Annotated in this window: 24 protein-coding genes; 8 read left to right on the forward strand and 16 right to left on the reverse strand. The window is 58.6% G+C overall.

Annotated elements, in window-relative coordinates:
• Positions 1–97: 97 nt before the first annotated feature.
• From mutT to VG146_16140, 3 genes are all read right to left on the reverse strand, one after another.
• Positions 98–493 (reverse strand): 8-oxo-dGTP diphosphatase MutT, encoded by a 396-nt coding sequence (gene mutT, locus VG146_16130; protein HEV2393881.1) that lies wholly within the window; start codon positions 491–493, stop codon positions 98–100.
• A 126-nt stretch (positions 494–619) separates the two neighbouring features.
• Complete coding sequence (locus VG146_16135; protein HEV2393882.1) at positions 620–1,909, reverse strand: UDP-glucose/GDP-mannose dehydrogenase family protein; 1,290 nt, start codon at positions 1,907–1,909, stop codon at positions 620–622.
• Between the two features lie 3 nt (positions 1,910–1,912).
• Positions 1,913–2,659, reverse strand: a complete 747-nt coding sequence (locus VG146_16140) for a tetratricopeptide repeat protein (GenBank protein HEV2393883.1) — start codon at positions 2,657–2,659, stop codon at positions 1,913–1,915.
• 157 nt (positions 2,660–2,816) lie between these two features.
• On the opposite strand from VG146_16140, the gene VG146_16145 reads away from it, so the two are divergent.
• Positions 2,817–3,476, forward strand: coding sequence for an NAD(P)-binding domain-containing protein (locus VG146_16145; GenBank protein ID HEV2393884.1), 660 nt, complete (start codon positions 2,817–2,819; stop codon positions 3,474–3,476).
• Between the two features lie 161 nt (positions 3,477–3,637).
• Positions 3,638–4,336 (forward strand): hypothetical protein, encoded by a 699-nt coding sequence (locus VG146_16150; protein HEV2393885.1) that lies wholly within the window; start codon positions 3,638–3,640, stop codon positions 4,334–4,336.
• A 156-nt stretch (positions 4,337–4,492) separates the two neighbouring features.
• Here VG146_16150 and argJ read toward each other — a convergent pair whose 3' ends face one another.
• From argJ to VG146_16165, 3 genes are read right to left on the reverse strand one after another with little or no spacing between them, the layout of a single operon-like run.
• A complete protein-coding gene (gene argJ, locus VG146_16155) occupies positions 4,493–5,836 on the reverse strand; it encodes a bifunctional glutamate N-acetyltransferase/amino-acid acetyltransferase ArgJ (GenBank protein HEV2393886.1) in 1,344 nt (447 codons plus the stop codon).
• A gap of 19 nt (positions 5,837–5,855) precedes the next feature.
• Positions 5,856–6,962: an aminoglycoside phosphotransferase family protein gene (locus VG146_16160; GenBank protein HEV2393887.1), complete on the reverse strand. Its 1,107-nt coding sequence runs from the start codon at positions 6,960–6,962 to the stop codon at positions 5,856–5,858.
• A 9-nt stretch (positions 6,963–6,971) separates the two neighbouring features.
• Positions 6,972–7,535, reverse strand: a complete 564-nt coding sequence (locus VG146_16165; protein HEV2393888.1) for an SIS domain-containing protein — start codon at positions 7,533–7,535, stop codon at positions 6,972–6,974.
• 139 nt (positions 7,536–7,674) lie between these two features.
• On the opposite strand from VG146_16165, the gene VG146_16170 reads away from it, so the two are divergent.
• Positions 7,675–9,264 carry an excinuclease ABC subunit UvrC gene (locus tag VG146_16170; protein HEV2393889.1) on the forward strand — a complete coding sequence of 530 codons (1,590 nt, stop codon included), beginning with the start codon at positions 7,675–7,677 and terminating at the stop codon, positions 9,262–9,264.
• 176 nt (positions 9,265–9,440) lie between these two features.
• On the opposite strand, the gene VG146_16175 is transcribed toward VG146_16170, so the two are convergent.
• Both VG146_16175 and lepB read right to left on the reverse strand, forming a co-directional pair.
• A complete protein-coding gene (locus VG146_16175; protein ID HEV2393890.1) occupies positions 9,441–9,941 on the reverse strand; it encodes a hypothetical protein in 501 nt (166 codons plus the stop codon).
• Positions 9,938–10,459 (reverse strand): signal peptidase I, encoded by a 522-nt coding sequence (gene lepB / locus VG146_16180; GenBank protein HEV2393891.1) that lies wholly within the window; start codon positions 10,457–10,459, stop codon positions 9,938–9,940. Before lepB ends, VG146_16175 begins: the two co-directional genes overlap by 4 nt.
• 251 nt (positions 10,460–10,710) lie before the next feature.
• On the opposite strand from lepB, the gene VG146_16185 reads away from it, so the two are divergent.
• Positions 10,711–11,613 carry a DUF4190 domain-containing protein gene (locus VG146_16185; GenBank protein HEV2393892.1) on the forward strand — a complete coding sequence of 301 codons (903 nt, stop codon included), beginning with the start codon at positions 10,711–10,713 and terminating at the stop codon, positions 11,611–11,613.
• A gap of 6 nt (positions 11,614–11,619) precedes the next feature.
• Here the strand turns inward: VG146_16185 and VG146_16190 are convergent, their stop codons facing one another.
• The 7 genes from VG146_16190 to VG146_16220 form a co-directional block, all read right to left on the reverse strand.
• Complete coding sequence (locus VG146_16190; protein ID HEV2393893.1) at positions 11,620–12,546, reverse strand: hypothetical protein; 927 nt, start codon at positions 12,544–12,546, stop codon at positions 11,620–11,622.
• A 91-nt stretch (positions 12,547–12,637) separates the two neighbouring features.
• Positions 12,638–13,792 (reverse strand): iron-containing alcohol dehydrogenase, encoded by a 1,155-nt coding sequence (locus VG146_16195; GenBank protein HEV2393894.1) that lies wholly within the window; start codon positions 13,790–13,792, stop codon positions 12,638–12,640.
• A gap of 31 nt (positions 13,793–13,823) precedes the next feature.
• On the reverse strand, positions 13,824–14,129 hold the full coding sequence (locus VG146_16200) for an antibiotic biosynthesis monooxygenase (protein HEV2393895.1): 306 nt from the start codon (positions 14,127–14,129) through the stop codon (positions 13,824–13,826).
• 6 nt (positions 14,130–14,135) lie between these two features.
• A complete protein-coding gene (gene msrB / locus VG146_16205) occupies positions 14,136–14,765 on the reverse strand; it encodes a peptide-methionine (R)-S-oxide reductase MsrB (protein ID HEV2393896.1) in 630 nt (209 codons plus the stop codon).
• Between the two features lie 133 nt (positions 14,766–14,898).
• Entirely contained in the window at positions 14,899–15,279 is a 381-nt protein-coding gene (gene acpS / locus VG146_16210; GenBank protein HEV2393897.1) for a holo-ACP synthase, read from the reverse strand.
• A 30-nt stretch (positions 15,280–15,309) separates the two neighbouring features.
• Positions 15,310–16,050, reverse strand: a complete 741-nt coding sequence (locus VG146_16215; protein HEV2393898.1) for a pyridoxine 5'-phosphate synthase — start codon at positions 16,048–16,050, stop codon at positions 15,310–15,312.
• Between the two features lie 271 nt (positions 16,051–16,321).
• Positions 16,322–17,146 carry a ParA family protein gene (locus VG146_16220; GenBank protein ID HEV2393899.1) on the reverse strand — a complete coding sequence of 275 codons (825 nt, stop codon included), beginning with the start codon at positions 17,144–17,146 and terminating at the stop codon, positions 16,322–16,324.
• A 90-nt stretch (positions 17,147–17,236) separates the two neighbouring features.
• On the opposite strand from VG146_16220, the gene raiA reads away from it, so the two are divergent.
• The 4 genes from raiA (at position 17,237) to VG146_16240 (ending at position 21,746) form a co-directional block, all read left to right on the forward strand.
• Positions 17,237–17,590, forward strand: coding sequence for a ribosome-associated translation inhibitor RaiA (raiA, locus tag VG146_16225; GenBank protein HEV2393900.1), 354 nt, complete (start codon positions 17,237–17,239; stop codon positions 17,588–17,590).
• Positions 17,591–17,669: 79 nt separating this feature from the next.
• Positions 17,670–18,977, forward strand: coding sequence for an amidohydrolase family protein (locus VG146_16230; protein ID HEV2393901.1), 1,308 nt, complete (start codon positions 17,670–17,672; stop codon positions 18,975–18,977).
• Positions 18,974–20,230, forward strand: coding sequence for an 8-amino-7-oxononanoate synthase (locus VG146_16235; GenBank protein ID HEV2393902.1), 1,257 nt, complete (start codon positions 18,974–18,976; stop codon positions 20,228–20,230). Before VG146_16230 ends, VG146_16235 begins: the two co-directional genes overlap by 4 nt.
• Positions 20,214–21,746 carry an aminotransferase class III-fold pyridoxal phosphate-dependent enzyme gene (locus VG146_16240; protein ID HEV2393903.1) on the forward strand — a complete coding sequence of 511 codons (1,533 nt, stop codon included), beginning with the start codon at positions 20,214–20,216 and terminating at the stop codon, positions 21,744–21,746. Before VG146_16235 ends, VG146_16240 begins: the two co-directional genes overlap by 17 nt.
• On the opposite strand, the gene VG146_16245 is transcribed toward VG146_16240, so the two are convergent.
• The gene (locus VG146_16245) at positions 21,730–22,404 is read right to left on the reverse strand and encodes an HAD family phosphatase (GenBank protein HEV2393904.1); all 675 of its coding nucleotides are present in this window, start codon (positions 22,402–22,404) and stop codon (positions 21,730–21,732) included. The two genes, VG146_16240 and VG146_16245, sit on opposite strands and share 17 nt — an antisense overlap.
• Between the last annotated feature and the right edge of the window lie 10 nt (positions 22,405–22,414).

Raw genomic sequence — 22,414 nt, forward strand, 5'->3', positions numbered from 1 at the left:
GCAATGATGGCATTTTCCAAGAAAGGTCCGTTCAATTACCAAAGATTAGCGGTTGGCTTCTCACCGTCCCTTTCCCCCATGAACGCGGATGTCCTCGTCACTTCCAGAGCCCCATATCCTGCCTTAGCTTTTCCAGCAAACGGCCATCGGCTGCAGGAAATCTGTAGTCGGCGAATTCGGCTGCACGAATCCACTTCATCGCCTGGCAGCCAAGGGGCTGCGGCTCCTGCCCCCGCAACGCACAGCAATAAAAGCGCAGGCGCACCGTCTTTTCAGCATACGCATGCATAATGTCCTCGACCAATCTGCCCACTGCCACCTCGATGCCCAGCTCCTCACGCAGCTCGCGCACCAAACAATCCTCGAAACTTTCTCCCGGCTCTCGCTTGCCGCCCGGAAACTCCCACAGGTCCCCCAGGTGAGCCCCGGAAAAACGCTGGGTAATCAAAAGGCGGCTTTCGTGAAAGATTAAACCGGCTGCAACGTCAATCATGCAAATCACAGCGGATGCCGGCTCTTTTGGAGTGCGCCGGCAAAGGGCAGCATCGACGGTGCTTTTGCCGGCACGCGGCCAGTTCCAAAGCGGCGTCGCGCTTCGCTTGCCGCCGCACTCCAAAGTTCAGCGTCCGATGCTCTTATAGATAAACCCAAGGCGCTCCATTTCCGCAGGGTCGAACAGATTGCGACCATCGAACATAATGGGATGTGTGAGGGCCTTGCGGGCATGGTCCAGGTCCAGCTTTTTGAATTCCTCCCATTCGGTGGCCACCACCAGGGCATCACAGCCATCGGCCACCTCGTTCATGTCTTGGACAAAGGCCACGTCCTTAAGGAGCAGCCTGGCTTTGTCCATAGCCTTGGGATCATGGACGCGCAGGAGGGCGCCTTCCTTTTGGAGCCGTTGGCATAACTCAATGGCGGGCGACATCCGCACGTCGTCGGTGTTTTGCTTAAAAGCCAGGCCGAGCACGCCAATCCGCTTATCTTTCAGCACCCAAAGTGTATCGCTGATCTTTTTAATGAACCGGTTCATCTGCTCGGCGTTAATCGTCTGGACCTCTTTGAGCAGCCCGAAATTGTAGCCGACCTGCTCGGCGATTTTAACAAAGGCGCTCAGGTCCTTGGGAAAACAGCTCCCGCCGAACCCAAGGGACGCATTCAAGAACCGCCGCCCGATGCGGTCGTCCATGCCCATGCCATTGGCGACCTCCTGAACGTTGGCCCCCGTGGCTTCACAGAGGACTGAAATGGCGTTGATGTACGAAATCTTCAGGGCCAGGAACGAATTGGAGGCATGCTTGATGAGTTCGGCGGAGTTGATGTCCGTCACAATCACTGGCGCTTTAAAGGGCGCGTAAATCTCCCTCATTGCTGGGACAGGCCGCTGGGAGCGAACCCCAACGACGATCCGGTCCGGCTTCATCAGGTCCTCGACGGCAAAACCTTCCCGCAGAAACTCGGGGTTGCTGACCACATCGAAATCGACCTTGGCCTTGCAATAGCGCTTGATGGTTTCAGCCACCTTGTCGCCGGTTTGAACCGGCACCGTGCTTTTATCCACGACGATCTTATAGCCGGTCATCGAAGCGGCTATTTCGCGCGCCACTTTCTCAATGAAACTCAAATCGACAGACCCGTCCGCCTGGGGCGGTGTTGGGACTGCGATGAAGATGACGTCCGAGCTATCAACGCCATCGGACGTGCTGTTGGTAAAGGTCAAACGCCCGCAACCGGCATTGCGAGCCACTAATTCCTTAAGACCCGGCTCGTAGATGGGAATGCCCCCGGCCTGAAGGACCTGAACTTTGGCCGCATCGTTATCGACACAGATGACCCGATGACCCACCTCTGCAAAGCAGGCGCCGGTCACCAGACCGACGTAGCCAGTCCCGATGATGGTCAACTTCATCAATTATTTGGTCTCCGAGCGCGCGGGAACGTTTGAACCCGATATGGGCGGAATGCCAACCGCAGGCGACACGGGGGCAGTCAAGCTGGCCGCAGGTGAAGCGGCTTTGGGGAATTTCGCATTGATCTCCTCGATTCGCATGCCGGCTTCGGGGCCGTAAAAGGGGTCTGTCCGCTCGACTTCTTCCAGGAGGTCGCGGGCCTGGTCGGGTTTATTCTGCGCCATGTACAGGCGTGCCAGGGAGAACTTAGCCTGCGGAATAAAGGCCTCCCCCGTGTGCCGCGCGATAAGGTCCTTGTAGGCCGCGATGGCCGGGTCGGTTTTGCCTTCAGCGTCAAGGCAAGTCGCCACCCCTAATTGCGCCTCACCCAACAAAGGGTTGTCGTGATAATCCCGGATAAAACGCTCGAACTCTGCCTGCGCTTCAGAATAGTTGCCCGCGACGAAGAAGCTCCCGGCGGCCAACAGCGAGGCGCGCGCAGCAGCGGAAGAATTGGGATAAGTGGCCTCGACTTTCAAGTAGGCCTGGGCCATATCGGAACGCTGCGCCTGGCCAAGCTGCCCGGAGGCCACCCGCGATAGGGCCTCACTGGCGGCTAATTCCTTTTGTTCATGTTGCCAGTTAAAAAAACCAATCACCAGCCCAGCCAAAATGATCGCTGCCCCACCCCAAAGGGCTGCTTTCTTATTCGTTTCGAACCACCCCAATAACCTGTCCGAGAGTGGCAATTGTGCTGCTTTTGCTTGCATAAATAGGACGTGCAATGTCCGGGGCGTTGCGGCAAAAGGCAAGCCTGAAATGAGAGCAAATGGGCTCGGGGGGCTTGTGAAATGTGGTTGCCTAAACGAGCTTTTCCGAAGGTTGGTGGTTCATTTGTTGTGAAGGGTAACAGGTATGAATGAAAAAGTGAAAATTGGAATCATTGGAGCGGGGAACATTGGCAGGGCTCTCATCCGTCATTTCACCCGTTTGGGACACGATGTGGTAATGGCCAACTCGCGAGGCCCTGCAACCCTTGCCGATTTTGCAAAGGAGACCGGCGCTAAAGCTGTGACGGTCGATGAGGCGCCACGCGGGCGCGACTTGGTGGTCGTCACCATTCCGGAAGGCAGAATTCCGGACCTCCCGCGGGGACTGTTCAAAGACGCGCCTGCCAACCTGATTGTTATTGATACCGGCAATTACTACCCGCGACAACGGGATAGGAAAATCGAGGGCATTGAGAATGGATTAGTTGAAAGCCGCTGGGTGGAACAACAACTGGGCCGCCCGGTCATTAAGGTGTTCAATAATATTTACGCCGAACACCTGGCGAATCGAGGCAAACCTCCAGGAACTCCGGGTCGAATTGCCCTGCCTGTCGCTGGCGACGATGCCAAAGCCAAAGAAACAGTGATGAAGCTGGTCAACGACATCGGCTTTGACCCCGTGGACGCAGGTGGACTGGACGAATCCTGGCGTCAGCAACCGGGAACGCCCGTTTACGCGGCAGATTTTGATGCTGAGGGTGTCCGCCGGGCCTTGGCCCAGGCAAAGCCAGAACGCAAGCCCGAGTGGCGCGCCTAAAACCTCAGCTAAAGAACCCTTGAACCGGGGAATGCAGGCAGGGACCCCGTCCTACGGGCTTTTCCTCTTGCCAGGGGCCAGGGTTCATGGTTAGCCTTTATGCGTCTGTAACGGTTATCCGTTTAGCATACCTTCAATAAACGAAGACAAACCCCACCTTTATGAAAACATGCATACTTATCAGCTCATTGGCCTTGGTCGCCAGCTCTCTCATGGCCGCTGAACCCAAGGACGACGTCACCAACGCAGCTAAAAAGCTCGCAGACCAGGACAACTATAGCTGGAAACAAACGATGGAGAATGCCAATGGCGGCGGCTTCGGCCCTGCCTCAGCGGAGGGCAAAATTGAGAAGGGCGGCGCCGTCTGGATGTCCATGACGATGCGGGACAATACCATCGAGGCGGTTAAAACGGGGAACAAAGGCGCCATTAAAACCGAGGACGGCTGGGTGTCGATGGCCGACGCAGCGGGCGGAGACCGCGGCCCGGCAATGTTCATGGCGCGGCGTTTGCAAAATTTCAAAGGACCGGCCACCCAAGTCCAGGACCTGCTGGCCAACACCACCGACCTGAAACAGGACGGCGACGTTTATTCGGGAGACCTGAACGAAGAGGGCGCTAAATCACAATTGCGCTTCGGCGGACGCGGCGGAAATGGGCCCGAGATTAGCGGCGCCAAAGGGACAGCGAAATTCTGGGTCAAGGATGGTTTGCTCTCGAAGTACGCCGTGCATGTGAAGGGAACGGTCAGTTTCAATGGCAATGACCGCGACGTGGACCGCACGACTACAGTTGAAATTAAAAATGTCGGTTCCACAAAAGTCGAGGTGCCCGAGGAAGCAAAGAAGAAGATGGGATGAGGTTCGAAAGATGATTCCCCGGTGAAACCCCGGCCTGATTTCCAGGTCTGCACTGGATTGCACCAGCCACGGCAGCGTGTAAAGCTAACACCGTAGTTTAGAGCCTTTCTGTTTTAGGCGCAGTCTCCGCTGACTGCGCCTTGCTTTTTGTCCCCATCACCCGCCCAACGAGGCCGGGTCATTGACGTCGCCTTTATTGAATTCGACGTATTCCTCGGTCAGGTCGGCGGCGTACATGAGGGCGCCAGCCGGCCCGATATTGAGGTTTATGTGCAGGTCAAATTCCTTCCCAGCCACAGCGGCGCAAAGGGCTTCAAAGCTCGTCCGGGTGGGCTGGCCTTGTTTGAGGCTCCAAACAATCCGGGGCGCTCCCGGGGCGCTGTAGCCGATATCGACTTTCTCCTCGATGACTTTGGCGCGGCTATAGCCGAGGGCGTCGATGATGCGCCCCCAGTTCGGGTCGCCTCCATGCCAGCTTGTCTTTACCAGGGCGCTATTGGCCACCGCTCGCGCCGCCGCGTCCGCCTCGGCTGCGCTCCGGGCGCCACGGACGCGCACGGTGACGAACCGCGAAACGCCTTCGCCATCGCGCACGATCATCTTGGCCAATTCGAGACAAACCTGGTTGAGCGCAGCCTGAAACAGGGACCGCGCGGGCCCCGGCGCTTTGGCTCGCCCTTTTGCGTTGATTCTGACGGGCGGATTTCCTGCCAGGCCATTTGCAAGCACGAGCACCGTGTCATTGGTGCTCATGTCTCCATCGACTGTAATGCGATTGAAGCTCAATGCCACCGCCTCGCGCAATGTGGCTCGCAACGCGGCGGATTGGATGGCCGCATCGGTTGTTAAGAAGCAAAGCATGGTGGCATGCAGCGGGCGGGCCGCAGGCCGCGCCGCGTTGGCGCTCATCCCCGGCTGGATCATACCGGCCCCTTTGCAAATGCCCCCAAGGCGGACGGTCCGGCCCGACAATTTGAACTCGACTGCGATTTGTTTGGCCCGCGTATCGCTGGTCATGATGGCTTCGGCAGCCTGCGCCGCGTGAGCCGCAGAGGAGCCCAGTTCAACGGCGGCTTCGATAATCCCAGCCCGCACATTGTCCATCGGCAATGGCACACCAATTCGGCCCGTGGAACCGACCAATGCCGAACCGCGCGGCAAGTCCAGGGCTTGTTCAGCAAAGGCGGCCATATCGAGGGCGTCTTGCATTCCCTGCTTGCCGGTGCAGGCATTGGCATTGCCGGAGTTGACGACGATGGCGCGGGCGCGGCCTTGGCCGATGCGCGCCAGGCACAGCTTGACCGGGGCGGCGCAGACCTGGTTGGTGGTGAACATGCCGGCGAGGGCGGCGGGCGCCTCCGAAACAATGAGGGCGAGGTCCCGCTTGTGTCCTTTGTCTGAGCCTTTCCCGGTGCCCAGGCGCTTGATATCGCAAAATACGCCGGAGGCCATGAACCCTTTCGGAGTCGTTACCGAACCGGGAACGATTTTAATTTTCATTCAGGTGCCCCAATCGCGCTTAAAGCCGGTCCGCGTAATTTTGCATTGCCTCTTCGTGCCGTTCGATCGACTCAACCAGTTTGAATTGCGTCCGGCAGCGGTCGAGATTGTGGGCTGGCCGATGGATGCGGAAATAAGTGTCCCCGCTGAGGAAATCCGTCAGGAACCGCAAACCAATCTCGAAGGTGATCAGCTTGCCGGAAAACGCGATGTGCGATTTCTCGGCCTTGGTGAGGAATTGGCCGGCGGTTGAGAGATAGCCCTCAGCCAGCTTCTTGAACATCGGCATTTGCATTTTGACCTTCGACAGGTCCAGTTCGTCTTCGAGAGTTGGGCTGGTGGTCGTGCGGACCATGTCGCCAAAATCATACAAAGCGCATCCAGGCATGACGGTATCCAGGTCCACGATGCACATGGCCTCGCCGGTCAACACGTCGAGCATCACATTGTTGAACTTGGTGTCATTATGCGTAATCCGCTCCGGGATGCGCCCCTTGGCCATGGCGTTTAAAATCACATCGACCACCGGTTCGTGGTTCAGCGCAAACCGGATTTCTGCCTGGGCGTCTTTGGCGCGGTTGTAGTGGTCGTTTTGGATGGCTTGCTGGAGCGCGCCGAAGCGCTTGCGGGTATGGTGGAAATTGGGGATCGTCTCAAACAGCCGTTCCCCGGGCAAATCGACCAGCGAATGCTGAAACTCGCCGAAGGCCCGGCCCGCCTGGTAAGCCTGCTGAGGCGACTGCACCGCTTCGTATGTCTCAACCCCTTCCACAAAAACAAACGTCCGCCACACCTCGCTCCCGCCGTTCTGGAAAAAGGACTTCCCATCCCGGGTGGGGATAACCACCAACGAGCGCCGGGTGAGATCGCGCGCGTTGCGGCTTTCCAGCTTCTTGCGCAGATGCGTGGTGACCCGCATCACATTCTTCATCACCGATGCCGGGTTTTTGAACACACTCTTGTTAATCTTCTGATGAATGTAACGCACCCGCGTGCCGCCCTGATCGTATGTGGCGGTGTACGTCTCGTTAATGTGCCCAATCTTCAACGTTTCGGCGTGGAGGATTTCGCCGTAGATTTGGAACTTTTTCGAAATCTCCTGCAGTTGTTTTTCCTGGTAAGCCATAATGAAAGGTCACGAAGGCAGACTCTGCTCGACCCTCTCGCAGAGCACGTGGAAAAGGAGCTTGTGCGCTTCCTGAATCCGGGCGGTGGAAGCGCCGGGGGCCACGAGGTCGAGAGTGGCCATCCCTTTGGTGAACCCGCCGTCGCGCCCGAGAAAACAGATGCTTTCCAGCCCCATGCGCCGGGCCTCCTCAATCGCGCGCGCCACATTCCGTGATTTGCCGCTGGTTGAAAAGGCAACGAGCAGGTCGCCTTTCTGGCCCAGGCCCCAGACCTGCCGGGCGAAGATTTCGCTGGCATCATAATCATTGCACACGGCTGTCATGTACTCGCCATTGGCCGTCAGCGACACGGCGGGATAGGGGCGGCGGTCCTCGCGATAACGGCACAGGAACTCCGTGGCCAGATGTGTGGCGTCTGAAGCGCTCCCCCCGTTGCCGCAGACCAGCAGCTTGTGCCCCGTCGTCAGGCAGCGCGCCACCATGTCCGCCGCCCGCCCTAACGGTTCTTCCAGGACAGTCAGCGCTTTGAGAGTGCCCACCGCTTCATCAATCGCCTGCTCCAGTAAAGTCATGGGCGCAAAGGTACAGATATTTCACAAAATGAAAACCTGATTTCCTGGTTCCTGTTCGGTTCATTCCTTCATCCCTCATCCTTCCTCCTTCCCCGCCCCCTTGCCACCCACGCAGGTTGGCCTGTAGAATATAAATGGCATGTCAGTGGCCGACAACATCCGCAGCAAGGTGGGCACCCTCCCCCACAAACCGGGCATCTATCTCATGCGCGACCGGTTCGGCACCGTCATTTATGTCGGCAAGGCCAGGGACCTGCGCAAGCGCGTCAGCCAGTACTTTCATCCCTCGCGGCGGATGGGGTGGGACCTGAAATTCCAGGCGCTGGTGGAGGCCATTCAGGATTTTGATTTTCACGTGGTCCGCAGCGAACCCGAGGCGCTCCTGCTGGAAGGCAAGCTCATCAAGGAATTTCATCCACGCTACAACGTCAGTTTCCGCGATGATAAACGCTTTCTCCTGCTCAAAGTGAACCTCAACGACCCCATCCCTCGCTTCACCCTCACCCGGCTCAAGCAGGATGACGGCGCCCGCTACTTCGGTCCGTTCCCCAACTCCGGCGCGCTCCGCAGCACCCTCGCGCTGGTCCGCCGCCAATTCCATTTGCGCGGCTGCCGTCCCCTGACCCCCAACGAGCGGGACTACCGGCATTGCCTCTACGCGCATTTGAAGTACTGCACCGCTCCCTGCATTGGCAACGTCTCCCGCGATCAGTATCTCGAACAGGTGCGCGCGGCGTCCGATTTCCTCGAAGGCCAATGCCAGGAGATGCAACAACAACTCGAAGAGCAAATGAAAAAGGCCGCTGCGGCGCAGGATTACGAACGCGCCGCCGACCTGCGCGATCTCCTGCGCGATTTGCGCCGCACCACCGGCAAAGTCAACCGCTTCGCGCGCATCCCCTACAGCCTGCCCCTGGCCCTCGACGCGGATCGCGACCTGGCCCAACTCGCCCAGGCTCTCGGTTTGCCCTCGCCCCCGGTGCGCATCGAAGGCTTCGATATCTCCAATATCAGTGGTACCTTTAAAGTCGCCTCCTTGGTCAGCTTCCGGCTCGGCCGGCCAGACCGCGTCAATTACCGGCGGTTCCGGATCAAAACCGTCGAAGGCCAGGACGATTTCGCCTCCATCGCCGAGGTGGTCCGGCGCAGATACACCCGCATTTTAAAGGAGACATCCCCAAAACCAGAAGGCGCCCCCGACCAAACCGCATCGCAAGTCCTTGAGCCCTCGAAGCCGCCGGACACCTCAAAAACTGAAACCTCAAATGCCGCAACCAAACCGAAGCCCGCTTTGCCCGACCTCATCCTGATTGACGGCGGCAAAGGCCAGCTCAGCGCCGCGCTGGCCGAACTCGAAAGACTCGGTTTGACTCATATCCCCGTCATCGGGCTTGCCAAGGAATTCGAAGAAATCTATCGCCCAGGCCAGAAAGAGGCGCTTCGGCTTTCCCATGACAGCGGGGCGTTGAAACTGTTGCAGCGCGTGCGCGACGAATCCCATCGCTTCGCCAATACATACAACGCCGCGTTGCGCCTGAAAAAAATCTCCGAAAGTATCCTCGACGAGTTCCCCAATATCGGTCAACAACGCAAAGCCGCCCTCCTCAAGAAATTCGGTTCAGTTCAGCGCATTCGTTTGGCGACAGTCGAGCAGATTAGCCGAATCCCAGGTTTTGGCGGCAAAGCCGCAGCGGAACTCAAGGCCTTTTTGGATGCCCGGGCAGCGTAAATGTTGAACCTCAGGGCGCGTTGAAAATGATCGGTTCCCTCTTCTTCTCGTCCTCCCCTCGATTTTTCAGGACTTTCGAGGATGAGAACGAGGACGATGGGATGGCCGGCAATTCGATTTTGCTGACGAACCCCAAACATGAACTACTCCTTTAATCTGCCGCTTCCTGCGCGTTGTCAACGCAGTGTCCGCATGGTCTCGGCGCGGGTTACCAGCCAGTCACGGCCATTTTTCTTGAGTGCGATCTTGAGTTCCTGGATTTCGGGGGTGGTCTGTCCGGGGATGACGGCTTTGGCAGTAAGCTGCGCAATGGCCGATTGCTTATCGGGGGCGACCTCGACATTCACATCGAGAAATTCAACCGAAAGACTGGAGAGGGTGTTGCCCGCCGCCAAAGCCGCTGTGCGGACGTCGTCCAGACCGTCAAAAGTGCGCGGCGAGCTTCCGGGGATATCCACCTTGATTTGCACGTCTGGAGAAAAGAACCCGATCAGTTTCATGGCGTTGGCCGCCCGCGCGAAACGTGATTCATTGGGCGCGATGGAGGCCGTTTTTGCCAGCGCTGTCAACTGCCGGCGGATGGCATCTTGCGGCGTCGGGAAGAAGAAGTGGTAGCCCCAGACTCCCAGGAGAATCAGGAGGGCGAGCAGGCCGGCGCGCAGGAGCCAGCGCGTCATGGAACCACCTTGCCCACGATCTTGTGCCGGTCGGCCCGGCCCTGATCGTGTTGGAAGAAGTCCATGCTTCGATTATCGCCTACGACATAGTATTCGTCCGGCCCAATCAATTCGGACGGCTGTTCCCAGTTGCAGGGAAATTTCACATAGGGTTCGGAGAGCGGTTCCCCGTTGATCAGCACGCGGCCCTCGTGGAATGCGATGGTTTCGCCCGGCAAACCGATGATGCGCTTGCACAACATCACATGGCGCCCGGTAGTCTCAATGGCCACGATGTCGCCACGCTGCGGGGGATGGAACAGGTAAGCGCAACAGTTGATGAATTTAATCCCTTTGCTGGGGAAAGTCGGCAGCATGCTGATTCCCTGGACCCGAATGGGCACCAGAACGAATTTGGCGATAATGACCAGAACTACCACCCAGACAACCGCCCGGACCAGCGTATTTCGCGGGTTGCGTCCGACCAGCACCCGTTTTGCCAAGCTTGGCGGTGGCGGCTCTGAGGTTCCTGTTTCCATGCCTTTCTTACAAATAAACCTGCCGCAAGAGGTTAGTTTCAACTGGCCGGAAAAGCCAGTGAAACAGTTTTTTCAACAGGGTATGTGAATGTATTATATCCCCTTGATCGCTCCGCTCATTTTCGTGACTTCCTCCCATTTACCGACCTGATGGGTTTAATGGATTGGAGACGAGTCGCGTTAGACACTTTTGATTGACGGCTGGGGCGGGTTGGCGCTATTCTAATCCTCAAAAGCGGGAGAGGAGAACCATGTATAAAGTCATTGGAGCGGACGGGAAAGAATACGGGCCGATAGGGTTGGACCAATTGAAGGCCTGGGTGTCGCAAGGCCGGGTCAACGCCCAGAGCCGAGTCAGGGAAGAAGGCGGTGGAGAATGGATAACGGCCTGGGGGATTCCGGAACTTCAGACCATTTTTACTGCGAGTTCGGCGTCCGCGACGGTGGCTGGCGGGGCGCAAGCCCCTGCGGTTGGGCAAGCCTCGGGGCTTGCGATTACGAGCCTGATCCTTGGTATTCTTTCGCTGGTTTGTTTTGGTTTCGTCACAGGGATACCGGCCATTATCTGCGGCCATATCGCCTATTCTCGCGCGCGGCGTTCGCCCCAAACCTACGGGGGCTCCGGTTTGGCGGTCGCGGGATTCGTATTGGGCTACGTTGGGTTTTTTATGACGTTTATTCTGGTAGCTTTATTTCTGCCCGCCCTTTCACGAGCCAAAGAACGGGCGCAATCCATCCAGTGCGCCAACCAGATGAAACAAATCGGGCTGGCGTTCAAAACGTGGGCTTTGGACCATAACGGCCAGTATCCTTTCAATGTCAGTACGAATAGCGGGGGCACCTTGGAACTGTGCTCGCCTGGGCCGGATGGTTTCGACCGGAATGCCGCAGTGCATTTCTCGGTTCTTTCGAATGAATTAAGCAGCCCCTTTATATTGGTTTGCCCCGGGGATAGAACGAAGCAGCGGGCGTTTACCTGGCATAATTTGCAGTCGATCAACGTGAGTTACCAACTCAGGACTGGAAGCAATGTGAATGAAAGCCATCCGGACCAAGTCCTGGCTGTGTGCCCCATTCACGGCGGCGTCATTCATTGCGACGGCAGCGTGGAACAGAGGCCGCGCGCGCGCCGATCAGAGCCCGAGAACAGGTAGCGAGGATCAGGGCCTTGCGGAACTCGTCCCTCCGATAACGAGATGGGCCGGGTCGGCGGGGCTTACCGCCATCGACTCGCGCACTTCTTCCGTAGAGACCGCATCGGCGAAGCCGGCCTCGCAAAGCTTCCAATCGTTCTGCGGCTTGTAAAACATCAGTTTAAGGGGCAAACAACCCCACACATGCCTTTCCACATAAACGATATTCAGGAGGCTACGGCCAATGCGTTTGACGGACAGCCGCTCGAAGCTGCCCGGCAGTTGATTGCCAAGGTTCAACTCGGCCAGGGCGCGTTTACTGCGATAGGTTGAGGCAATTCGTTCAGCCGTTGAAGCTGCGTCCTGGGGTTTGGCCCAGTAGGTGAGCACGAGCGCGCTCCAGGCATTGCTTTCGTTGCCGCTGGTGAGTTCTTTCATAAAACTGTCTGCAATTTTCAGCGGCTGTTCGGCGTTCGTGGAGGCGTCCACGGCCATGGATAGGACGTCATCCTTGGCCAAGTCGCCTTCCTGAATGGCTGCGATCTTCCAGTCCTGACGCGCTTTGTAAAACGCGAAGGTCCACGGGATGATGTTGCGTTTGTATTTTTCGAGATAAACCAATTTGGCGGTGCTCAACCCGAGTCTTTTGGAACCCAGAAATTCGTAAGGAACAGCCAGGTGGTCGCCGTCGGTACGGTCCTGGGCCGTGGTGAGCTTCTGACGCTCGCTCTCGGTCTGGGTCGCGATGTCGTCGGCTTCCTCCGGTTTGTACCAACTGCCTTTGATTAATTGGGAAAGCAATCCGTTGGTGTAAGGACTGCACCAAAGGGAAATAAAGGTATCGGAAGCCTTTTTGGCCGTATCGAGGCCGTCCTCTTGGGCTTGAGCGGCGGCGGTGAACAGGCTGGCCAGGTGCAAGCCCAAGGCGATAGTCAGAATCGAAACAATTCTCATAAACTCAACGATCTCACCCGGTTTGGGGTCATGGATCAAGCCAATCCGATGGAAACTGCCGCGTCATCTCCCTACCTACAAAGAGGGGGATTCACAGTGCGTGTTCGAGCGCCTCGCTGAGTTCTTCCGGGGTGAGCACAAGGGGGTTGGCTTTCATGCTGCTGGCTTTGGCGGCTTTGGAGACCACCTCACTTGTGTGCGCCGGCGAGAGGCCATAGGCGCTCAGACCAGGTATTCGCAGGTCATTTACCAGTTCGCGCAGCCAATCGGAGCCTTGTTCGGCTTTGGCTGCGGGTTTTCCCGTCAAGAGCCGGGCGACGGTTTCGAATCGGTTGACTGCCTCGCAAGCGGGCTGTCGTTGACGCAATGCGCGGAGGTTCATTTCAAATACGTGAGGCAACAGCGCAGCGCAAACCGCCCCATGGGGCGCCGGGAACATGCCGCCGATTGGGCCCGCCAATCCATGAACAGCCCCCAGGCCGGCATTGGCGAGAGCTAAGCCGCCAAACAGGCTCGCAACCGCCATGTCATGGCGAGCGGCGGGATTGTGCCCGTCATTGAACGCGGGACGCAACGAACGCGCTACGCGGCCCATCCCCTCGACGCAGATGGGGTCCGTCAGCGGGTTGGCGCGACTTGAGACGTATGGCTCGATAAGTTGCGTGAGGGCATCCAGGCCGGTGCTGGCAGTCATTGCGGGTGGCAGACCGTGAGTGAGTTCGGGGTCCACTAACGCGAGACCGGGCAGCATCCATTGGCTGCGCATACTCACCTTGAGGCGATGTTCCGGCGCGCTGAGCACCGCGTTGCGGGTAACCTCCGAACCGGTCCCGGCTGTCGTTGGAATGGCCATGAACGGGGCCGAGGGGCGAGTCTGAGTTTGGCCTCGGCCAATCACTTCGAGATAATCGAGCAACTCGCCCTCATTGGTGAGCATCGCGGCCACGGCTTTGCCGGCATCAATCGCGCTGCCGCCGCCCATGCTGATGACCAGCTCGCATTCCGCCTCTTTGGCCTTGGATACTCCCATCTGGACCGTCGAGACTTTTGGTTCTCCCTCGATTGCAAATGGAACCGAGCTGACGCCGCTGTCTGCCAGCAGTGCCATCAAACGCTTGGCGCGAAGGGGATTTTGGCCGGTGACGATCAGCGCCCGGTGCCCCCAAGCTTTGGCAAACGAGCCGGCCTCCTCCAAGCGCCTTGCTCCGAAAACAATTCGCGCAGCGGTTGCGAATTCGAAGGACATATATGGCAAGCGGACCGTGCGAACCGGTCCGTCACCAGTCCGGGTCGGCCGGAAAAGTGTTTTGGTATTTCACGCTCGACCGCGGCTCGGCCATCATAGGGGCGACCGCATCGCGCCAGGCCTTGTAATGGGGAGTTTCTTTGTGGGCGGCAGGCGCGCCGGCATCGCGGTATGCCTCGATCAGAACAAACCGGGTCGGGTCCTCCTGTTGCTGCACGACATCAAAGCGAGCGATGCCCGGCTCCTTTACACTCTCGCGGGCATTGAGCATTGAAGCGTGCTTAAAGGCCTCGACCGTGTCCGGCTTGACACGGACTTGGACATGCACCACGAGCATGACTGGTTATTGTTTGGCTGTCTCGCTTGCCGGCTTTGCGGCCAGCTTGTAAAGCCCGGCTTTGATGAATGGCTCGAGAAAATCGCCGTAGCCCAGCTTTTCCATCTGGTCGAGTGGAATGAATCTCAGCGAGGCGGAGTTAATGCAGTAGCGCAGATGAGTCGGCCCTGGGCCATCTTCGAACACATGGCCCAGGTGTGAATCGGCGGTTTTGGAACGGACTTCAGTGCGCTGCACGCCGAGGGAGCTATCGTGGTGCTCGACGATTTCGTTCTGAGCCACCGGCTGGGTAAAGCTGGGCCAGCCGCACCCGGAATCAAATTTGTCCAGCGAGCTGAACAACGGTTTGCCCGACACAATATCCACATAGATGCCCGGTTTTTTATTGTCCCAGTATTCATTGCCAAACGGGGGTTCGGTGTGGGACTGCTGCGTGACCGCGTATTGCATCGGGGTGAGTTCCTTTTGCAGCTCCGTTTGAGACGGTTTTTGGAAATTAGTCATAACGGCATGGCTTGGCGGAATTGAAGCAATGGGCGCTGTGCTCGATGTAATAGGGCCTGCGCGCGAGCAACCGCTTAGCGCCAGAGAGGTGAGCAGCGCGCCTGCCAATCCCTTCATGTTGACATTGCTCATGCCAAAAGAATAGCACAGCTTGCCGGTATGTCTAAGCGTCTTAAAATTGCAGGAGTCCACGTGAGGAGGCTTAAATTTCAAATGGCTTCTCCATGAATCAGAGCCTCCTCACGTCGGCTCCTACAACAAAGCGCTAAAGGCCTTCCAGGATAGCTACGGCGGTGGCGTGGACCTGCGTGTGGCTGATGCTGATGAGCACTGCCTGGGCCCCGCGCGCCTGCAAGAGGGCCTGGCCGCCTTCGTGCAAGATGACAAATGGCTCGCCTGTCTGCTTGCGGGCTACTTCCATGTCCCGCCAGGCAAGCTGCGCCCCAATGCCGGTGCCGAAGGCCTTCGAGATGGCCTCCTTGGCGGCAAATCGTCCGGCGAGAAACGGCCCCGGCGCGCGGTGCGACAGGCAGTAACTGATTTCCTGAGGATGGAGGATTCGGTTGAGGAACCGCTCGCCGAATTTTTTGTAAGAGGCCTCGATACGGCTCACCTCAATGATGTCGATGCCTACGCCGAGGATCATGGGGTTTTTGGCCATTCTTGGCGTTGCGCCTCAAGCGGAGTATCCCTCCATGAGCCGCAACATTTCTCTCACAGCGGTTTCCAGCCCAACGAGGATAGAGCGGCTCACGATGCTATGGCCGATGTTCAGTTCGACCAAATGGGGGACGCGATGGAGCAAGGGAAGGTTTTGGTAATTCAGGCCATGGCCGGCATTCACCTTCAAGCCCAGAGCGCGGGCCTGTTGGGCGCCTTGGATGAGGCGCTGCAATTCCCGCTCGCGCTCAGGCTCCGTCTCGAAGGCCTCGGCAAAAGCCCCGGTATGCAGTTCGATGAACTGGCTGCCGGTCCGGGCGGCGGCTTCGATCTGGGGCGGGTCGGGCGCGATGAACAAGCTGACCTCAATGGCTCGGTCGTTCAATTTTTTGCGCGCCTCGCTCACGGCCGTCAGATTGCCGGCCACCTCCAGGCCGCCTTCGGTAGTGACTTCCTGGCGCCGCTCCGGCACCAGGCAAACGATATCCGGTTTGAGCCTCAAAGCGATTCCGAGGATTTCCTCTGAGATTGCCATTTCGAGGTTCAGCCGGGTTTTGATTATCTCACGGAGTTTCCAAATATCCCGGTCCTGGATGTGGCGCCGGTCCTCGCGCAAATGTGCGGTAATCCCGTGGGCACCCGCCGCTTCGCACGCCAGGGCCGCAGCCACTGGGTCGGGTTCCCCCCGGTCACTCCCGCGATAGCGGGCCTCGCGCACGGTGGCGACGTGATCGATATTGACTCCCAATCTCAGCATCCGGAAGCATTATGAATCAGAGGCCCCTTGCGCAACCCAGAAGCTTGAAGGCGGCGGGCGCATGAGAAAGCAGCGCCGGGGTTCTGACCGCGCGCGGAAGGCGTGCCGCCGCGCACTTAACCGGACGAAGGTATCTGTTTAGCCATGCAGATTGGGCCTGTTCGGTTCGGTCACAGGGAGATTTATCGCCCTCCAGCTCCGCGCGCCCGAAACCCCGGAGGTGTGTCCGATGCCCCTGGGTCGCTAACCACATACCGGGCGAGACGCCCGGTTACGAGGACTCCTGGGGTACGGGATTTGTCAATGACCCTGCTTGGGGCGCGCTGAAAAGACGGGCAAGGAATTCCTGGGCGAGCAACTCGTAAGCGGCTGAGCCGGCGCTGTACTTATCATAATGGATGATGGGTTTGCCGAAACTTGGCGCTTCGGCCAGGCGCGTGCTGCGGGGAATGAGCGTCTCGAAAACCCGCTCGCCGAAATGCTCGCGAACCTCGCTGACGACCTGTTGGGAAAGTTTGGTGCGCCCATCGTACATGGTCATGACGACGCCGGTGAGTTCGAGTCTTTGGTTCACCCCATTTTGGTGCAGTTGACTCATGATACGGTTGAGCATCGAGATGCCTTCCAAGGCGTAATACTCGCATTGCAAGGGGACCAGCACCCCGTCGGCGGCGGCAAAGGCGTTGAGCGTCAGGACACCCAGTGAAGGCGGGCAGTCCACCAGAACCACGTCGTGCTGACCGCTCTGGAGGACGGGCTGAATGGCCTGGGCCAGGCGCTGCAGATGGTTCTCGGCGCGAGCCAGTTCGAAATCCGCTCCGCATAGATCGACTTCGCTCGGGATTAACTCGAGTCCTTCGAAGGCGGTTTTGCGGATTTTCTCCTGAAGCGTCCCTTCGCCGAGCAGGACGCGATACGCGCTGCCGCCTTCAATTTTTTCGAAGCCGACGCCGCTGGTTGCGTTGGCTTGCGGATCGAGGTCAAAGAGCAACACCCGGCGTCCCAGGGCCGCGAGACACGCCGCCAGATTGACCGCTGTGGTGGTCTTGCCTACGCCGCCCTTTTGGTTGGCCACGGCGATAAGTTTAGTTGGCACGACCGCAGATGTAATGAAAAGAGAGCGGCGATTCAAGTTTTCCTAACAGTTTCACTGGATTTTACTCCGGTCCGGTTGCATCATAGGATCATGAACTTGATCCTCTCGACGCATAACGTGACTCTGACCAAAGCCATCGAAGATCACATTATCAATCGCATTACAAAACTGGAGCACCTGGACCGTTTTGCCATCAATGCGCGCGTCACCCTCCAGCACGATCAGACCAAAGCCCCGGAACGACAGTTTGCCTGCTCGATGCGCCTGGCGGTTCCCGGGCCGGACCTGTTTGCCGAGGATGTTGAGGGCGATTTGTATGCGGCCATCGACGTGGTGGCCAAAAAGATCGAGCAGCAAATCCGCAAACGGCAGAGCAAGTACAAGGCACGGAAACACAAGGTCGCCTCGCGCACCAAGCGGACGCGGCAGGAAAAGGGTTTTTGACCGTTGCGGCCTCTCCCAATTTGTTCAGCCGAATTCCCAACCAAGCTTTCCACATTTCGGCTGAGTTCATGATTCGACAATGATCCTGCGGGCTCGCACAGTCCTTCCCATCTCCGGGCCGGCCATACCGGACGGGGCCATTGCTGTCCGCTGGGGGCGGATTGCGTCTGTGGGGCGCTGGGCGGAGGTGCGTTCGAGCGGCAATGGCCGCTGCGTGGACCTGGGCGATGTTATCCTGTTGCCTGGCCTCATCAACGCGCACTGTCACTTGGATTATACGCAGATGGCCGGCCAGTTTCCGCCGCCGCGCTCCTTTACCGACTGGTTGAAGCTGATCATGACGACCAAGGCGGGCTGGAGCGTTTCTGAATTTACTGAGTCGTGGCTCGATGGGGCGCAAATGCTGGTGCGGACTGGCACGACCACCGTGGGGGATATCGAGGCATTCCCGGAACTGCTGCCTGAGGTGTGGACAGGCACGCCGCTGCGGGTCATCTCGTTCCTCGAGATGCTTGGCATCACAAACCGCCGGCAACCCGGCTCGATTTTGCAGGACACCCTGGATAAAATGAAGTCGCTCCCCCGAGGCCGATGTGAAGCGGCACTCTCGCCTCACGCCCCTTATTCCACCCTGCCGGAGTTGTTGCGTTTGACGGCCAAAGCGGCGCGGCGCCAGCGACGGCTGGTCTGCAGTCACGTGGCCGAATCGGCGCTGGAATTCTCGATGTTCGCTCACGGCGCGGGGGACATGTTTGAGTGGCTGCGTCGCAGTGGCCGAGACATGTCGGATTGCGGGCTGGGCTCGCCGGTGCAGCATCTGGAGCGCTGCGGCCTCTTGGGAAGCAATCTGCTGGCGGCGCACGTCAATTATCTCGCGCCGAAGGATGTTGCGCTGCTGCAACGGCGCGGAGTCAGCGTCGTGCATTGTCCTCGAAGCCATTTTTACTTTCGGCACGGCCTGTTCCCGCTCAAACGCCTGCTGCGGGCGGGTGTGAACATCTGCCTGGGGACCGACAGCCTGGCCAGTGTCTGCAAAAGGCGCAATCAAGCAGTCGAGCTGAATCTTTTTGACGAAATGCGGGTATTGTCCAATAGCGCGCCTTTCCTGCCGCCGCGAAAGATTCTGGAGATGGCGACGCGGAATGGGGCGCGCGCGCTGGGAAAGCCAGGCAAACTTGGTGAGCTAAGGCAGGGGGCTTTTGCGGATTGGATAGCCCTGCCGGTTTCGCGCGGGTCTTCAGACGTTTATGAAACGGTGCTGCAACACACGGGACCACTCATTGCGGCGATGATTGGGGGCCGGTGGACCATTGCACCCGCTGGAGTGAGCAAAGGGTTGGGCGGCCAGGCCGGCCAATCTGCCAATCGGCTTGCGAGCTTGCGATGAGCGCTCTTGACCAGGAACTCGGACGGCGACTGGCTGCGCTTCGAGGCAAGGGGCTGCACCGGGAATTGCGACGGATTACTTCGCCACAGTCAGCACGGGTCGAGAGCGAAGGAAAGACTCTGCTGAATTTTTCCTCGAATGATTACCTGGGGCTGGCCAATGAGCCGTCCATTGCGGATGCAGCGATTGAGGCGGTTCGTCGTTTTGGAGCCGGTGCAGGGGCTTCGCGGCTAATCTGCGGCTCGCTCACGCCGCATCATGAGCTGGAAGAGGCCCTGGCCCAATTCAAAGGCACCCAGGCTGCCCTGAGCTTCTCGACCGGCTATGCGGCGGCCATTGGAACAATTTGCGCCTTGCTCGGCAAAGAGGATGTCCTGGTCTTGGATAAGCTGGTCCACGCGTCGATTGTCGATGCCGCCAGGCTCTGTGGGGCCAAGCTCCGGATTTTTTCCCACAACGATTTGGGTTGTTTGGAGGATATCCTCAAGTGGGCGCGGAACCGTGGTGTGAACGCGACGGGCTCTGAAAAGGAGCCGGCGCGAATCCTTGTGGCAACTGAGAGTGTATTCAGCATGGAAGGCGATCATGCGCCTCTGGCTCAAATCATTGAGTTGAAAGACAAATACGGCGCATGGTTGATGGTGGACGAGGCCCATGCGACGGGCCTTTATGGGCCCAAGCGGCGCGGATTAGCTGAAGAATACGATGTGGCGGAGCGCATCGAGATTCAAATGGGGACATTGGGCAAAGCGATGGGCGCGGCGGGCGGCTATATCTGCGGGTCGCGAGTTTTGATTGATTATCTGATCAATCGGGCGCGGTCTTTCATTTTTTCCACGGCGCCGGCGCCGGCTGCGGCTGCAGCCGCCACCGCCGGAGTTCGTTTCGTTCAATCCGAGGCCGGCGAGCATCGGCGTCAGATTTTATGGAGGCGGGTGGCCGAGTTGGCAGCGGCGCGAGCCGTGGGAAAGCCGAATGTTGAAAGTTGCACAGACCGCAGCGCAATCGTGCCCATTATCATTGGCAGCGAATCAAGAGCGGTGGAAGTGGCCGCTTTGTCGCTTGATGCCGGGATTTTGATTCCGGCGATTCGCTATCCCACCGTGCCGCGAGGTTCAGCGCGTCTGCGCCTGACATTGACTGCCGCCCATACCAACGCAGACATCCACGTGCTGGCCGAGGTCCTTCGGGAGCTGCAATTGATTCCGAATTCCTTCCTGCTCGCACAACCTGTCGATGCATCCCCTGGCTAAGCTCGATCATCGTTTTATCTGGCATCCTTTTACCCAGATGCGGGACTGGCTCAAACGCGAGCCCATCCTCATCACAAAAGGCCGCGGGGCACTGCTCCAAGATGCGCATGGCCGCCAGTACCTGGATGCGAATAGTTCGATTTGGACAAACCTTCATGGGCACAATCATCCGAAAATCAATAAAGCCCTGGCGCAGCAGCTAAGGAACATCGCCCACAGCTCCGCCTTGGGCCTTGCCAACCAGCCGGCCTCGCTTTTAGCAGGGCGCTTGGTCCGGGCGGCCAACGCGAAGCAAGGGCCGTCGGGAAAGGGGAGACGGTACGCGGCGCCCGCGCCTCGAAGGCTAGCCAAGGTTTTCTTTTCCGATGATGGCTCGACGGCAATCGAGGTTGCCCTCAAGCTGGCTTATGAGATTGCCCGGCGCACCCACGGCAACAAGAACCCTCGATTCCTCTCCCTGGGAGGCGGGTACCACGGCGATACTATCGGAGCGGTTTCTTTGGGCCATATCGATCGGTTTCACAAGGCCTACTCGCGGCTTCTCTTTAAAACCGATTATACGATGGCGCCTTACTGCTATCGCTGCCCTTTTAATCGCGCCAAACCGGAGCGGGCCGACGCCCGGCTCTACCGCCAGTGCCATTGGGAATGTCTGGACCAACTCGAACGCAAGGTTGCCATCCGCAAAAAGAAAGGCGCACCCTACGCCGGTTTTGTGTTCGAGCCGCTCATGCAGGGGGCCGCCGGAATGATCCCCCAGCCGGAAGGCTGGTTGGGCCGCGCGGCGCAAATCGCCCGGAGCCATGGCGCATTGCTGATAGCCGACGAGGTGATGACCGGTTTTGGGCGCACCGGTTTTGGCGCCCAAACGCCGGCGACAGGAGGCAATCGGTCGGACCTGCAGCCGCATGGCATCAGGCCTGAATTGCGCCACCTTGCAAGCCGGCCAGAGCCTATTCTGTTTGCAACCTGCAAAGAGGGCGTGCGTCCAGATTTTCTCGCGATGGCCAAGGGCCTAACGGGAGGTTACCTGCCGATGGCCGCAACTCTAGCGACGCAGGGAGTGTTTGATGCGTTTCTGGGCGAGTATGAAGAATTTAAAACGTTCTTCCACGGGCACAGCTTTACCGGAAACCAACTCGGGGCGGCGGCGGCGCTGGCGAATCTCGACCTGCTTGAGAGCCCGGGTTGCGCCAGTTCGGCCATGCGGTTGGAACGTGCATTGGCCGAAGAACTCAAAGACCTCTGGGCGCTGCCCAATGTGGGTGACATTCGCCAGACAGGTCTGATTGCCGGTGTCGAGTTGGTTAAAGATTGGCGAACGCGGCAGCCGTTCCAGCCGGGTGAACGGGCGGCAATTCGCGTGTGCGAGACCATGGCGAAGCGAGGCGTCCTCACCCGGCCAGTGGGCGATGTGGTGGTCCTGATGCCCCCTTACTGTATGACGCGCGCACAACTGCAAAAAACGGTAGCTGCGCTCGCGGATGCGATCTCGATTTCTAAGCGCGCGTTGTAATCGCTTGTCGGGCCGGAACCAGCAAAAGCCGCTCAATCTCGGCATACGTCTTGACGACACAAGTGGCCTGGGCCAATTCAGCGGCTGGATGCGTATTGGTGATGGCAATGACCCGCATGCCGGCAGCTAAACCGGCACAGACGCCCGGTTTAGAATCCTCGATCACCCAGCAGTCACGGGGCGCGACAGCCAGCAACTCGGCGGCGCGCAGGAAAATATCGGGCGCAGGTTTGCCACGCTCAACCTCAGCGGACGTGATGATAGCGCCAAAGCAACGGCGCAGGTTTTTCAGGGCAAGGACCTCATCGACTACTGCACGGTCCGACCCGGAAGCGACGGCCAGACGGTATTTCCGCGAGAGCTGCTCGACCAGGGCCGGCAACCCCTCGAAGAGCGGTTGTTCCCGGCGGATGATCTCGACCACCAGCCGCCGTTTTCTGAGCAGCAGCTCTTCGAGACTGTGAGCGGGTTTATTCTTAGCGACAAAATCAATCCAAAGCTCCTGGTCCGACCTGCCCACATAATCGGTGAATCGTAAGCCGTGGTTGTCCCCGTAGCCGAGTTCCCGCACGACCTGCAGAAAAGCCTTCTCGTGGTGTGGTTCGCTGTTCACGATCACCCCGTCCATATCGAAGATGACCGCCTCGGGAGGTGTCATTTGACAGGCG

This window comes from Verrucomicrobiia bacterium, from assembly GCA_035946615.1.
In the GTDB taxonomy this organism is placed as follows: domain Bacteria; phylum Verrucomicrobiota; class Verrucomicrobiia; order Limisphaerales; family UBA8199; genus DASYZB01.